We start from the raw sequence: 15,046 nt of genomic DNA on the forward strand, positions 1-15,046 counted from the left end.
TTAATCAACCTTAAGCCCAAAGAAATCTGCAAGCTTGCAAACACTCACTCTGCCATACTTATTAACCAAGAACATCCATCGCTTTGCATTCTCTTCACCAAAGCGCGCAGCCTTACGCCTATACGTATCTACAGTTAAAAATCGCGGCGGAATCGACTTACTGTTGTATTTATCAGCAACCATCACAATTTCTTGCTCAACCGTACGCGGAACATAATCGCCAGCAGGAAGCGGCAAATTTTGCAGGGCAACTTGCTCGCGAGTTAGTCCAACGCCCGTATGGTTACGCGCAAATTGCGCAATATCTTCACTAAAGCCGTTATCAATCAAATAGTTGTAGCCGCGCAAACCGTGCAAAATATAATTCGGCCCGTCAAACTCCAAATTGCCATTCGCTGCTTTTGAACCGTCTTTAGCTAAAACAAAATACGTTCCAATATCATGCAACAATCCGCCAGCAAACGCCGCATACTCGTCTACATAATCTTTCGGCGCGATTCCGCCACTAACTTTAGGAAGCTCTAGCGCATTTGCGTCAATCAACTTTTTAAGACACGACTTTGCTAAATCACACCTGTTTTTTAGATCTTCATTGATTTTAGACATTTGACGAAGCATAATTTGCTCAATATCTGCTTGCGACTTATCCGCAAAATCCGCAAAATTCTCAAAATCATTATTCAAATTAAGCTGCTTAAAAGCCAACAGCTGATTTTGGCGTCTAGCAAGCATCCAAGAAATCGTAGCAATAACAACACAATGACAATGAATCAAATTGTACGCAGCTTCACTTGGCGCAGTAGCGCGATGCAACTTTTCAATCCTATTAAAATCAGGCAAATCTGCAAGCATAATAATCGCGCTCCTTAAACCCTAAATCACAAAACGGCCGTTATTGAAAGCAAGCGCACAAGCAAACATAAGCACATGTGCAAGCCAACGCAAACGGCCGATTAGCAATAAAGCAGTAAAGCAATAATATGGATTTTAGTTATTTTTTAACTGCTTTAATCTGACCAGTATCTATTCTAGCGATTTTGCCAGTGTTAGATATTTTAGATTCCTTAGTCTCTTTATCCTTAGCCTCTTTATTTTCGGACTTGCTTCCAGACTTCTCAGACTTCTCAGACTTGACTTCTCCAGAAACATTCACTGCAGCAATATCTCTAGCGTTCATAATCGCAGTTTGCTCAGCATCAACCGAAGCTTGCGCTGCAACATCATTGCCTTGCAAAGACTGAACAGCTCTAGATGAAGCAACCTCTTCTCGCTTTAATCGCGGAGGTCTACGAGTAGAAACAAACAACGGCTGAACTTCTACAATCGGATTGTACGGAGCTAAACCAAACCACTTAACTGGCGTTCCAGCAATATGACGAATCGCATACTTCATTTTTAGAGACAATGCGCCACGCAAAGAAATATTCGACTCAGGCATCAAAGCCTTATGCAAAAGCACGTAACGAATTGGGCCAATATCTGGATCCGCATCTACCTTAGGATACACAGACTGCTGCTGCGGAAGCTCGCCCGTGTGCGACAAATCGTGCATAATTTGATGCAAATATGCAGGAATCGAAGGAGAAACCTTAAATCCAAGCTTGATTTTAACGCGGAACAAATAATCCGTTCCAAAATTCTCCACGCAATATTCGCGAGTAAACGGAGCATCATCCGTTTCTACAGAAACAGCCCACCACGCGCGAGCGCGCTTAGGATGATCCGCAAAAATCGAGAAGAAAATGCCAGTATCTAGGCGCTTCATCTCCTTATCGGAAGTCAAATAAACAATGTTATCTGCAAAATAAGGGATTCTAAAATCACTGTGCAACTTATCTAGAACAGGCAAAAAGTCCTTAGGCTTCATGTGCAATCGCTGCGAGCGCTCAATCTTAGTGCCATCTTTCCAAGTAAGCATAATAATCAAAATCGAAGCGCCAAGAAGCATGGTAAACCAGCCGCCATGCATAAACTTTGCCATAGATGCTATAAAGAACAAAATCTCAATAATCAGGAATACTACAGCAAATACTAAAGCGCCAACCTTCTTATTTTGATACCACATGTGAACCGTAAGAAGTATTGTTGTTGCAATCATGGTAAGCGTAAGCGCAAGACCGTACGCTCCAGATATATGCTCAGAATCCTTAAACACAGCCAAAACTGTAAGAGTTGCAAGACAGAGCACAAAATTAACAACAGGAATATAAAGCTGGCCGCGAGTTCGCGCAGGGTATCGCACTTGAAGATGAGGCATCCAGTTAAGGCTGGTAGCTTCCGAAACCATAGTAAAAGCACCAGTAATCAAAGCCTGGGACGCAATAATGCCCGCTGTTACAGAAAGCACAACAGCAACGTAGCGCAAGTTTGGCCCAAGCATCTGGAAGAACGGGTTTAAGCCTTCTATAGACCACAATGCTTTATTGTTTTGATGCTGAAGCATCCAACTGCCTTGACCGAAGTAGTTTAGAATAAGCGCAACTTTAATAAACGGCCACGTAACATAAACGTTTCCACGACCAACATGACCCATATCGGAGTACAAAGCTTCCGCACCAGTTGTAGAAAGGAAGATAATGCCCATTAAGGCCATTCCTTGCATATTGTGCGAGCTAAACAAGAACTTTAGGCCGTAAATTGGGTTCAAAGCTTCAAAAATCGCCAGATTCTCGCCAATATTCATGATTCCAACAAGCGCTAGGAATCCGAACCAAATCATAACGACTATGCCGAAGACTTTTCCAATTCTTTCAGTTCCGCGCTGTTGAACAGAAAACAGAATCACAATAATAATTACCGTGATCATTAAAGAAAGATTGTCGTTTTCTAAGAAGATAGGCCTAAACGCAGATATTGTGCGCAAGCCTTCTACTGCGGAAGATATTGAAACTGCTGGAGTTAGAACAGAATCCGCAAGAAACGCCGCACCACCAATCATTGCTGGAATCGCAAGCCATGCGCCTTTTCGCCTAATAAGCGAGTAGAGAGCAAAAATTCCGCCTTCGCCCTTGTTGTCTGTTCGCATTGCAACAAATACGTATTTTACTGTTGTGATTAGCGTAATTGACCAAAACACAAGGGAAAGCATGCCATAAACCGCTTCGCGACTAATGTTTTGCAATCCGCCTTGACCTGCCAAGAATGTTTGAGCAGTGTACAAAGGAGATGTTCCAATATCTCCATAAACAACGCCCAATGCCACAATTGACATACCCAAAGTGAATTTATCGGAGCTGGTTTGTATCTTTGCCCACAATCTTCCAAGCGGGCCTCTAACAGCACTATCCGCAAGCTTTTCGGCCTCTTTAACCTCTTTTGCTTGCTGATACGCCAGCGCCTCTCGTTCTTCGCGAGTGGTGGTTTTCTGAGAAACTTTTGGCGCTTTTGTAAAAGAAGCGGCTTTTAGAATCGCCTCTTTAGGGTTCGTTACTCCCTTAGCAGCCTTCTCAGACTCCTTCGCCCCGTTGCGAAGATCCTTAGCGTTATCGCCAGATAACGCTGAAACGCGTGACTTAGTCATGCTTGATTTTTCCTCCAAAAAGTAAGACCTCTTCTTTGCAATAATCTGCCATAATAAGAAGTCGCATACGGTCTTACTGCTTACAGTTTTATTTATTTGTACCTAAATATTGTATACAACAACAGATATATAAAGCAAAATAAGCGTAGAATCCTTGGAAAATAAGGCTTAATCAAAGAAAGAATATAAGACTAAATCGTCTAAAAACCATAGATTTCTTTCGTTGTTTTTAAGGTTGATTCTGCTACTTCCCTCAAAGAACAGTCAAGCACATTTGCTAACAACTCAAGAGTGTAAGGCACCATATAAGGCGCGTTAGGCCGTCCTCTGTAAGGCATCGGCGTAAGGTACGGCGCATCCGTTTCAACAGTTATGTGGTCTTTGCCAATGATTCGCGCAGACTCTTGCAAATCCTCATTTCCCTTATAGCTAATCGTTCCAGAAAAACTTGCGTACCATCCGTTTTCTTTTAACACTTGAGCTAAGTCTTTTCCGCCAGAATAGCTGTGAAACACTGTTCGCTCTGGCGCTCCGTCTTTTAGCAAAATTTCTACAACATCGCTATGCGCATCTCTATCGTGAATTTGAAGCGGTAAATTAAGCTCTTTTGCAAGCGCTATATGCGCACGGAACGAGTCGCGTTGGTAAATTCTTGCGCGTTCACCTGTGCGGAAATAGTCTAATCCCGTCTCTCCAATCGCCACTACTTCTTTTGGATGCTCCATTACTAGCGAGCGCAAGTGTTGCATCGCTTCATCAAATGGAATATCGTGATACGGCTTATAAACTACTGGCAAGCCGTCTGGCCCTTCTGCTCCCCTATGGCCATGTAAAGGCGCTTCGTTTGGGTGAATCGCTATTGCAGCGCGCACGCAATCCGCGTGATCTGCCGCAAAGTCTATTGTTGGCTGCCAATCTGGGTATTCGCATCCAACTTCAATCATTTTAGAAACGCCTGATGTTTTTGCGCTATTTACTAAATCGCTTGCATTAGGCTCAGCTATTAAATCTCGCCCTTTTTGCACTAATTCTTGATTAAGATTTTTTGCAAAATCCACTACGCTTAGCATATGCGTGTGGTCGTCTGCGATTGTTATGCCTTCTTTAAGTAGATTCTGCCATATTTCAGACTGCTCTGTTAAAGAAGGCGCCCAATTGTGTTCACGATGATGCTTACTCATGATTTACAAGTGTAGTCGCATATTTAACGCGACTTACAACGCAACTTTTGCGCTTATTGAATCGCAGCACTAATCGCAGCGTATTGCGATTCCACAAGTCTGTAATACGCACCTTTTTGCGCCATAAGTTGCTCATGGCTTCCGCGCTCTACGATTTGCCCATGGTCAATCACGCAAATCAAATCCGCATTCTCGATTGTAGAAAGCCTGTGCGCAATCACAAAAGAAGTGCGATTTTTAAGCAATTGAGCTAATCCTGCTTGCAAAGCTTCTTCTGTACGAGTATCTATATTGCTTGTCGCTTCGTCTAGGATTAAAATTCGCGGATTCGCAAGTAATACGCGAGCAAACGATATAAGCTGCCTTTGGCCTGCAGAAAGAGTAGCTCCTCGCTCCTCAATCTCTGTATTGTAGCCATTTGGCAATTCTTCAATAAACTCGTGCGCGTGAACAACTCGAGCCGCAGCCTCAATCTCCTCGTCCGTTGCATCAAGCTTGCCGTAGCGAATGTTTTCTTTAACAGTTCCGCTAAATATAAAGCTATCTTGAAGCATAACGCCCATTTGCTTTCGCAAAGATGCTAACGTTACCGAGCGCACATCGTAGCCGTCAATGGTGATTGAGCCTTCGGAAACATCGTAGAATCTAGAAAGAAGACTTACAAGCGTTGTTTTACCTGCTCCAGTAGGGCCAACAAGCGCAACTGTTGTTCCAGGCTCAACATGCAAGTCAACTAAATTCAAAATCGGCTTTCCGCCCTCTTCGTAGCGGAACACAACGTCGTTTACGTCAACCTTGCCTTTAACTTGCGGCAATTCTTTTGCATCTGGCTTATCTACAATATTTGGCTTAATGCTTAGAGTCTCAAAAATACGCTCCAAATACACTGAGCATGTTACGAGTTGCGTGTAGAAGTTACCAATGTTTACAACTGGCTCCCAAAAAGTGCTTGAATACCACACAAACGCTATAAGAGTGCCCGTGCTTATGTTCATACTGCTTGCATTTGTTATGCCAACGTAGTAGAGCAGCGAAATTGCTGCGCTTTCAATAATCGAAGCTCCAGGCCAAAGAAGCATTTGCACTCTAACGTTTCGCATCCACGCTTTTCTAACTCCCGACTGCTGATCTTGGAATGTAGCGTATTGCTCCGATTCGCGCGCAAAAGTCTGAGTTGTTTTTACGCCTGCGATTGATTCGTGCAAATATGCGTTAAGATTGCTTTGCTTATTCGACAGTTTTTTAGACGCTTTTCGTTGCAAAATTTGCAAAGTGCGAGTCCAGATTATAAAAACTGGGAATAATACAAGACTCCACAACGCCATTCGCCAATCTATAGAAAACATTGCGATTAGCGTAATGATTAGCACAAAAACATCGGAAAATACGTTGATTAAACCAGATGAAAGCGTGTCGGAAAGCGTATTAATGTAATTTACTATGCGAATCAAAATCTTGCCGTGTGGGCGCGAATCGAAGTAGTCAAACGACAACGATTGCACGTGCGTAAAAATATCGCGACGCATATCTTTAATTACCATTTGACCAAGTCGCGTAATTGCAAGCGTTCTGTAGGCCAACCCAAGCTCATACAACACAATAAGCACGCCAAACAATGCAATAAGCGCATACAAATAAGAGACGTTTTTATTAGGCAAAACTACGTCTATAAGTGTTTTTGTAATCATTGGAGTTACTGTCATAATGCAGCTTCCGCTAATAACAACTAAAACTATTTTGACTAGCTGCCATGCGTACGGCTTTATATATTTGCGAACGCGCATCAGCTCGTGCAGATTTACGTGCTCTTCTTGGCCTTCGTCTTCTCTATAAGTGTTGCGTTGCGCCATTCTACTCCCCCTTAGCCTCGTGTGAATCTTCAAATCCCAAAGCTTTGCCCGTTTGCATACCAAGCTGCTTTTTGTAGATTTCCCAATATCTTCCATGCGACGCAACAAGCTGCTCATGCGTTCCGCGCTCTACGATTTTGCCGTGATCTAGCACAACAATCATGTCTGCGTCTTTAACAGATGAGATTCTGTGCGCAATTGTGATTACTGTTCGCAAGCCGTCTAACTTTTTTAGCTCTTTTTGAATATGCTCCTCAGTTTCCATGTCTACTGCAGAAGTTGTATCGTCCATAATTAAGACTGCGGGATTATTTGCTAGCGCGCGAGCAAGACTTAAGCGCTGCTTTTGACCGCCCGAAAGGCCAACTCCTCGTTCTCCTACAACAGTTTCGTAGCCTTCTGGCATGCTCATAATAAAATCGTCTGCATCTGCGATTCTTGCCATGCGCCTAATCGTGCCATCTAATTCTTTGCAATTTTCCTCGTTTTGAGGCAATCCAAAGCTAATATTTCCTGCAATTGTATCGGAAAACAGAAATGTTTCTTGCGCGACTATGCTAACTTGATTTCTAACAGTTTCTAGAGGCCATTCGCGCACGTCTTTTCCATCAATCAAAACGCGGCCGCGCGTAGTGTCATAAAAACGCGCTATAAGACTTACAAGCGTTGACTTTCCAGACCCCGTTTCACCTAAGATTCCAAGCTTTGTGCCTGCTGGAACATCTAAATCAATATCACTTAAAATTGGCGAATCAAGATCGTCTGGGAACGCAAAATCAACGTGTTCAAAAGTTACGTGCCCCTTAACTTTAAGATTTTCCGCAGATGTAGATGGCAAATCAATATGCGATTCTTGCGTAAGAAGCTTACGAATATTTACGCATCCTGCGTTGAATCGCTGCCAATCGTTAATAAGCCATCCAACCATTCTTACAGGCATGTGGAGCATCCAAAGGAAGCTGTTAAACGTTACAAACGCACCTAAAGTCATGCTTCCGTTAAGCACAAGCCATCCGCCAAATCCTACTGTTACAAGCTCTAGCGCAAAGCCCATGCCATCCAGCCATGGCATGTATTTTTGCGTGTTTTTTGCAAGCGTAATATTGCGATTAAAGTAGTCTTCGTTGCAATCGTCGAATTTCTTTGTTTCAAAAGGCTCGCGAACAAACGCTTTTACAACGCGATTACCTTCAATGTTTTCTTCCACCATTGAATTCATGCGCGCAAATGATTCACGAATCGCAAGGAACTTTGGTCTAGCGTTTTTGCCCATAAGTCTTGCAAGCCAGAATAAAAATGGTGTAATTGCCATAAGCGCTAGAGCTAGCTGCCATTGGATTGAAAACATTATAATTAGCGCAAACACAAACATTACTAAGCAATCCAGCGCCATATAAGACACCCAGCTTAAAATGTGGCGAATCGCGTCCGTATCCGAAGTCATGCGGCTCATAATGTCGCCTGTGCGCGTGTGATTAAAGTACGTAAAGTCAAGCGAATGCAGCTTTTCGTACTCGTCGCTTACAAGGCGATACACGGCATTCTGCCCAAACTTTTCCATTAGAAGCTGGTAGATATACCTTGAGCCTACGCGAACAATCATCATTGCAACCATTAGCACGCACACAAAAGCAAGCAAATCATGCTGTTTTCCAATAATGACTTTGTCTACAATAAAGCCCGAAAGCAGAGGCATTGTCATTGCCATTGTGTCGTTTATAGTAAAAAGAACTAGCGATACGCCTACTCTCCACATATCTGGCTTACAATATTGCAAAACCCAGCGCACATTGCTTGCGTCTTTGCGTTTATTTGGATTTACATACATGCGCTAGATTCTCCCTTATTTTTGACTTTACGATTTATTTTTTTATTAAGTTTTATTAAGTTTACATTATTTTCTGCGCGATTATTTTTACGCGATTACACGCGCACAATATTTTGCCTAAATCACGTACAAAACGCGGAAAACGTCCTTTACGCGCAAAAGCATGTGGCGTGCAGCCAAAGACCACACGCCACATGCTATAAGTTAAGCAATCAGCTTAGTAAACTTGCGCGAATCATCGCTACAAATTTACTCACTTCTGCCAACCGATGTTTTCAACAAAAACGTTAGCATATCCAGCAGGACCGCCGTTAGCAAAGCCCTTCTTGTATGCCTGGTAGGTTGGAGGAGCAGAAACTGGGAGCGTGCCATACTCAGCAAGAGCCATGGACTCAGCCTTGTTGCTCAATGCAGTCTGTTCCTTGTAATCGTAGGTCTTGCCAACCTTGGCGAGCAGGGCATCAATCTTCTTGCTGCCAGTACCAGTAAAGTTGGAATCGCTCTTAGAACCGTAGACCTGGGAAGCGGATGCCAAGAAGCTCAATGGGGATTGGGAAACCCAAGCCATTGGAAGCACCTGGAAGTCGAAGGAGCTTACAGTCTTAGAGAACTTAGAAGCAGGCTTGTTTACAGTCTTGCACTTCATTCCAGCCTTCTTCATCATGGCCTGGAATGCGTTAGCAAGAGCTGCCTGAGTGGAGTCATCGCCGAAGAAGGTAAATGTGAACTGAACGGTCTTGCCATTCTTAGCATAGTAGCCGTCTTTGCCCATCTTGTAGCCAGCGGCCTCAAGAGTCTTCTTAGCGTTTTCTACGTTGAACTTACCATCAGCTGGGAGGTTGTTCTTGTAGCCAGCCTGGAACATGGAGAGAAGCTCCGAACCTGGCTGCTCGCTCTTCCAGTTCATACCCTGGAACTGAATCTTGTTGTAGGTGGCAACGTCGAATGCCTGGACAACGGCCTTACGCACGGCCTTGTCTTTGAATGCGCCAGCCTTTGCGTTTAAGTTAATAACACGAATCTTGGTGCTGTAGCCGTAACGGAGCTGAGCGCCCTTAACGCTACGAGCAGCCTTAACCTTATCCTTGGTGGAGATGGAATCCACGGAATCGATTTCGCCGTTCTGGAAGGCGTTCATTGCAGCGGTATCTTCCATACGCTTTACAACAACCTTGTCAAGCTTTGCCTTCTTGCCCCACCACTTTGGATTGCGCACGAAAACAACCTGATCTTCGGTTGCGGACTGAATCTCGAATGGACCTGCGCCCCACTCGTTGTGAGGATTACCTACCCAACCCTGGTTGAATACGGTTGGATCGGTTGCCTTTGGATGAACCAATGGAGCGAAAAGCAATTCCCAAGTTGCGCATGGCTTATTGTACTTAACGATTACTTGCTTAGGATTTGCGCCCTGCTCAACGGACTCAATGCAGTCGTAGCCCTCGTGAGTTGGAACGGAGTATGCTTCGTTCTTGCCATTCATAACTTCCCAAGTGGCCTTGAAAGCAGTGTAATCAATGTCTGTGCCATCGTTCCACTTAGCCTTTGGGTTCAAATCGTACTGAACTACGAGTGGCTTGTCGCTAACCTTCTTAACAGAAGTAATGTAATCAGGGTTGTACTTAACCTTCTCGCCCTTAACAGTGTCGTAATAAGTAAACGATGGTTGGTAGAAGCCCCACAAAGTAGCCATGTAAGCAGTGTTACCGTCGTTAGAAGCGTAGTTCCAGTTTGGACCCATGTCGGAAAGCGAGAACGTGTAAGTACCGCCATCCTTAACATTGTCACGAGGCTGTGGATTGTCGTAACGCTTATCAACCTTAGGCATTGGAAGAGCGCCAGTGTAGGAAGTATCTACACCTGCGGATGGCTCTTCGGTCATGCCGCCCTTAGCTTTATCTGCCGTAGTGGCGGTTGTACCACCACAAGCGCCGAGCAGCATTGCAACAGAAAGTGCAGCTGCGGCGAATACAGTCAATTTGCCTGCATTAGTATTTTTCATGATTCCTCTCATTCCCCAGAAATGATGTCCACTTTCTGGTATGTGTGTAGAGTATATCTAATCTTTTGACATTTTGTGTTACGACTTTTTTAACAAATGCTGAATTTAAGCTTTTGTTACTTAAGATTTAATCCAGAAAAAAGAAAATTAAATGCAGAAAACCGCCAAACAGAAAATTTTTTAGTTTATTTTAATTAAAAAACAAAATATATTACTTTTTTTAGAATTTATATGCCTGTAACAAAAAATCGCGTGTGTCTTGCATAACACACGCGATTGAAATTGCCATAAACAAAAGTTTAGGCGCATTCACAAAAGATTAGAATCAGACGCTTGCAACGTCATCAAACGAATCTTCTTCGTTAAGAATAATACGCTTGCGATTCTTCTCAATAACAGGATCTGGAATTGGCACAGCGCTAATCAAAGCCTTAGTGTACGGGTGCTTAGGATTATCGAATACCTCGTCCGTCTCGCCAGATTCAACAATGCGTCCGTGATACATAACAGCAATTCTGCTAGAAATATGACGAACAACCGCCATGTTGTGAGCCACAAACAAGTAGGCAACGCCCAGCTTATCTTGCAAATCTTCAAGCAAGTTGATAATTCCAGCCTGAATAGAAACATCCAAAGCCGAAACAGGCTCATCAAGAAGAAGAAGCTTAGGGTTTACAGCCAAAGCGCGAGCAATAGCAATACGCTGACGCTGACCACCAGAGAACTGCGTTGGGAAGCGATCAACCTGATCTGGATTCAGCTCAACAAGCTGCATAAGCTCCGCAATACGCTGACGAATCTCTTCCTTCGACTTCTTTTGAACATGAAGAGGCTCTGCCAAAATATCGTAAACAAGCATACGAGGATCAAGAGAGCTCATAGGGTCCTGGAACACGTATTGAATCTTAGAACGAAGCTCGCGACGCTGCTCTTTAGTCAATTTATCGTTAAGTTCAGTACCGAAGACGGTAATAGAGCCAGCTTCTGGCTTCTTTAAGCTCATGATTTCCATCAAAGTAGTTGACTTACCCGATCCAGATTCTCCAACAAGAGCCACCGTTTCGCCTTCGCGAATCTCAAGGTCAATGCCATCAACAGCGCGAACTTCGCCAACCTTGCGTCGCAAGAAACCGCCACCTGTAATTGGGAATGTTTTAACTAAGCCCTTAACATCCAAAACAACCTTGCGATCCTCGCGAGGAATGCCTTCAAACATTGGCTTAATCGTTTTTTCGGTTTCTGCATGAAGCATCGCACGAACAGTTTCGCTTTCTGCCTCAAGGCCCATCATATCGCTGGTATCGCCACTCTTTTCTTCTGCAATCAACATATCCATTGTTGGCTTAGAGATTGGAGTTAAGCGGCGAGTGCGCTTTTGATCAACGCGCGGAACAGCGCCAAGCAAGCCGATTGTGTATGGCTGAGTTGGATGAGCAAAAATCTCCTCAACGCTATTATGCTCAACCAAATGACCCGCATACATAACAATAACTTCGTCTGCAACGCCAGCAATAACGCCCAAATCGTGAGTAATGAAGATCATTGCGGCGCCAGTTTCTTTCTGAGCCTTCTTCAAAACATCCAAAACCTGAGCCTGAATCGTAACATCCAAAGCGGTAGTAGGCTCATCAGCAATAATAATATCTGGGTTGTTAGCAATTGCCATTGCAATCATAACGCGCTGACGCATGCCGCCAGAAAACTCATGAGGGAACGCCTTTAAGCGCTCAGCTGGCTTAGTAATACCTACCAAGTTAAGAAGCTCAATAGAGCGATCGCGAATCTGATCTTCGGTCATATTTGGATTATGAATAACCAAAGCTTCCTTAAGCTGATCTCCAATAGAGAACACTGGAGTTAAAGCAGAAAGAGGATCCTGGAACACCATTGCAATGTTCTTACCGCGAATCTTACTCATCTCCGCATCAGACTTTGTTAAAAGCTCTTCGCCCTTATAAACAACAGAACCCTTAACAGAAGCATTCTTATCTAGCAAGCCCATAACAGCCAAAGAAGTAACAGACTTACCAGATCCAGATTCGCCAACAATACCAATTGTTTTGCCGCGATACAAATCAAAGTTCATATTGCGAACAGCGTGGACTGTACCAGCTTCCGAAGCAAAGCTAATTTGCAAGTTGCGTACAGAAAGAAGTGGTTCGTTGTTCTGATTTTCCATTGCAAAGTCTTCCTTATTTGCGTTATTACCCATATCAGTCATGTTTACACCTCCAACAAGCCTTACTCGGCCTTACCAACAGACCTAGAATATGGATCAATCGCATCGCGCAAGCCATCTCCAATAAGCTGAACGGAGAAAGTCAAAACAACCAAAACCGCAGAAGGAACCAAAAGAACCCAAGGAGATGTCATAACGCTACTTTGACCAACGTTAAGAAGAGTACCCAAAGAAGTATCTGGAGCCTTAATACCAAGACCCAAGAAGCTCAATGCTGTTTCGCCGTTGATTGCGCCGATAACGCCAAGAACCGTGTTAATAATCAAAACGGAACCAAGATTTGGAACAAGGTGGCGAACAATAATGCGGAACGAAGAAACGCCTTCAAACTTAGCAACACGCACATATTCGCGTTCGCGCAAGCTCAAAGTCAAAGTTCTAAGCGTACGAGCATAACCAATCCAACCAAAGGAAGTCATGCCAAACGCAAGCCACAACCAATCGTTGCCGCCAGTAGCAGAGCTAACAATCAAAGCAATAAGCAAGAAGGATGGAACAATCAAAAGCATGTCTAGAAGCCACATGCCAACCTGCTCAAACCAACCTTCAAAGTAAGAAATAGCAGTACCAACCAAAGCGGCAATAATCGTAATAGAAATGGAGCTTACAATACCAATAGAAAGCGAGCGACCAAGTCCGCGAACGACCATTGCGTACATGTCTGATCCGCCAGGCGTTGTGCCAAGCCAATGTTCAGCACTAGGAGGAGTTGCAAGAGCTGTAAAATCAGGCTCGTCGTAGCCCCACTTGCTAATCTTAGATCCAAACAAAGCAAGAAGAATCAAGAGAACAAGTAAAACTAAGCCAACAACAGCGGATGGACGCCTAAAGAAGCGGCGCGTATAAAGCGTTATTTTGCCTGTGCGCTTAAAATTACCCCAAGAATTAGCAGTTGCCTTCTTATCAGCAGCAGACTCTTGAGCCTTTGAAGATACATCTTTTTTACTCATATCAATACACCTACACTATTGCGCAATTAGCTCAAACGAATACGAGGATCAAGCCAAGCGGAGAAGATATCTGCCAACAAGGCTCCGGCCAAAGTACACACGGCTCCGAACGCAGCAATAGCAACAGAACCATTAATGTCGTTATTAGAAATAGTTTGTACGAAGTAGCTACCCAAACCGTTAATTGCAAACACGGTTTCGGTAATCACAGCGCCCGTAAACACGCCTGCAATAGAGAAGGCAACGTCTACGGCAGTAGGAATCAAAGAAGTACGCAAAGCGTGACGACGAATAGCCACATTTAGAGGCAAACCCTTAGCGCGAGCAGTACGAACGTAATCAGCATTCATAGTATCGAGCAAATAGGTGCGCTGCGTAAGATGGTAGCCAACCATGCCAGGAACGGTCATAACAATTGTTGGCAAAATCAAATGCTGCAAGAAGTCAAGAATAAAAGCAATAGGATTAGAACCCTGATAGGAATGTAATCCAGTAACAAAGAACAAACGAGAACCAGCAGCGTTGTTAATGCTAATCGCAGCTAAAACAATAAGTAATCCAAACACGGCGGCTGGAACAACAAGCAAGAACGTAGCAATAGAGTTAAGAACCCTGTCTTGCCACTTATATTGGCGAATAGCAGTATAAACACCAACGCTAACGCCTAAAACAATGCCAAGAACAGTTGCGCAAGTAACCAGCTGCACCGATGCGCCGATTCGCGCAGCAATCGCAGGACCAACAGGCGCTTGCTCTGGGCTTAATCCCCAATCCCAACGAGTAAGAACGCCAGTAATCCAACGCAAATACCTTGTAATAACTGGAGTTTGATCGTTAATATTTGCCAAATCCAAAGAACGGTTAATCGAAGGAATTGGCGGATGCGGATGCCTAGACATATAGTTCGATCGCGGATCCATAAATGCACTTGCCAAGAAATACGTCATGGATACGGATACAAACAGCATCACAACATAATTCAGGCATCGTTTAACGATGTATCGTATCATTGTGACTCTTTTCTACGTCTAAACATTGTTACCTCCATCTGGTAACTGCAAACTTACGCTTGCACACTGCCATCATTTAATCACTAATCAAAAAGGCAAATCATAAGCGTTCAAGGCACACTTAAGTAAGCCCTAATAATTTGGACGTGTAATTAGTATATTTTTAGCTAACCTATGTACATTACCTAAAATAAACATGTAATAACACGTAATAAATAGTAATCTTAGTCAAAATTAATACATAAAATTGGCAAAATATCAAAATATTTAACGAAATTACTTAAAATTTACGAAAATTAGTTTCGCAAATCGCCGCAAACGCATAAAAATACATATTTTACATAAACGAAACGCGAACACTCGCGAACACTCACGAACACTCGCGAACAATTTGAGCCGCGCAAAACGCGACTCGTGCATTGAGCAAGCTACAATACGCTTATTCACTGTTTTTAACAAGATAAAG

The 15,046-nt window shown here is 43.6% G+C and carries 9 protein-coding genes; all 9 read right to left on the reverse strand.

The annotated features are described in order from the left end of the window. The 9 genes from ACPEIW_RS05720 to ACPEIW_RS05760 all read right to left on the reverse strand — a co-directional run bounded on the left by ACPEIW_RS05720 (window position 1) and on the right by ACPEIW_RS05760 (window position 14,580). The gene (locus tag ACPEIW_RS05720; RefSeq protein WP_425663573.1) at window positions 1-852 is read right to left on the reverse strand and encodes an HD domain-containing protein; all 852 of its coding nucleotides are present in this window, start codon (window positions 850-852) and stop codon (window positions 1-3) included. A gap of 139 nt (window positions 853-991) precedes the next feature. After that, window positions 992-3,520, reverse strand: a complete 2,529-nt coding sequence (locus ACPEIW_RS05725; RefSeq protein ID WP_101896675.1) for a KUP/HAK/KT family potassium transporter — start codon at window positions 3,518-3,520, stop codon at window positions 992-994. Window positions 3,521-3,720: 200 nt separating this feature from the next. Beyond that, complete coding sequence (locus ACPEIW_RS05730; protein ID WP_425663575.1) at window positions 3,721-4,701, reverse strand: TatD family hydrolase; 981 nt, start codon at window positions 4,699-4,701, stop codon at window positions 3,721-3,723. A 53-nt stretch (window positions 4,702-4,754) separates the two neighbouring features. Continuing rightward, on the reverse strand, window positions 4,755-6,551 hold the full coding sequence (locus ACPEIW_RS05735; protein ID WP_425663577.1) for an ABC transporter ATP-binding protein: 1,797 nt from the start codon (window positions 6,549-6,551) through the stop codon (window positions 4,755-4,757). Between the two features lies 1 nt (window position 6,552). Then, window positions 6,553-8,379, reverse strand: a complete 1,827-nt coding sequence (locus ACPEIW_RS05740) for an ABC transporter ATP-binding protein (RefSeq protein ID WP_425663580.1) — start codon at window positions 8,377-8,379, stop codon at window positions 6,553-6,555. 253 nt (window positions 8,380-8,632) lie between these two features. Next, window positions 8,633-10,381, reverse strand: a complete 1,749-nt coding sequence (locus ACPEIW_RS05745; RefSeq protein ID WP_425663582.1) for an ABC transporter family substrate-binding protein — start codon at window positions 10,379-10,381, stop codon at window positions 8,633-8,635. Between the two features lie 325 nt (window positions 10,382-10,706). Continuing rightward, complete coding sequence (locus ACPEIW_RS05750; protein WP_016795340.1) at window positions 10,707-12,602, reverse strand: ABC transporter ATP-binding protein; 1,896 nt, start codon at window positions 12,600-12,602, stop codon at window positions 10,707-10,709. A 20-nt stretch (window positions 12,603-12,622) separates the two neighbouring features. After that, a complete protein-coding gene (locus tag ACPEIW_RS05755) occupies window positions 12,623-13,570 on the reverse strand; it encodes an ABC transporter permease (RefSeq protein WP_425663584.1) in 948 nt (315 codons plus the stop codon). Window positions 13,571-13,596: 26 nt separating this feature from the next. Beyond that, on the reverse strand, window positions 13,597-14,580 hold the full coding sequence (locus tag ACPEIW_RS05760; RefSeq protein WP_032815600.1) for an ABC transporter permease: 984 nt from the start codon (window positions 14,578-14,580) through the stop codon (window positions 13,597-13,599). Window positions 14,581-15,046 lie beyond the last annotated feature (466 nt).

This window comes from Gardnerella piotii, assembly GCF_049815665.1.
GTDB lineage: Bacteria > Actinomycetota > Actinomycetes > Actinomycetales > Bifidobacteriaceae > Bifidobacterium > Bifidobacterium piotii.

Bases quoted from the DNA above. Each gene is read 5' to 3' on its own strand.
- ACPEIW_RS05720 (WP_425663573.1), bottom strand. From the start codon at position 852: ATGCTTGCAGATTTGCCTGATTTTAATAGGATTGAAAAGTTGCATCGC.
- ACPEIW_RS05725 (WP_101896675.1), bottom strand. From the start codon at position 3,520: ATGACTAAGTCACGCGTTTCAGCGTTATCTGGCGATAACGCTAAGGAT.
- ACPEIW_RS05730 (WP_425663575.1), bottom strand. From the start codon at position 4,701: ATGAGTAAGCATCATCGTGAACACAATTGGGCGCCTTCTTTAACAGAG.
- ACPEIW_RS05735 (WP_425663577.1), bottom strand. From the start codon at position 6,551: ATGGCGCAACGCAACACTTATAGAGAAGACGAAGGCCAAGAAGAGCAC.
- ACPEIW_RS05740 (WP_425663580.1), bottom strand. From the start codon at position 8,379: ATGTATGTAAATCCAAATAAACGCAAAGACGCAAGCAATGTGCGCTGG.
- ACPEIW_RS05745 (WP_425663582.1), bottom strand. From the start codon at position 10,381: ATGAAAAATACTAATGCAGGCAAATTGACTGTATTCGCCGCAGCTGCA.
- ACPEIW_RS05750 (WP_016795340.1), bottom strand. From the start codon at position 12,602: ATGACTGATATGGGTAATAACGCAAATAAGGAAGACTTTGCAATGGAA.
- ACPEIW_RS05755 (WP_425663584.1), bottom strand. From the start codon at position 13,570: ATGAGTAAAAAAGATGTATCTTCAAAGGCTCAAGAGTCTGCTGCTGAT.
- ACPEIW_RS05760 (WP_032815600.1), bottom strand. From the start codon at position 14,580: ATGATACGATACATCGTTAAACGATGCCTGAATTATGTTGTGATGCTG.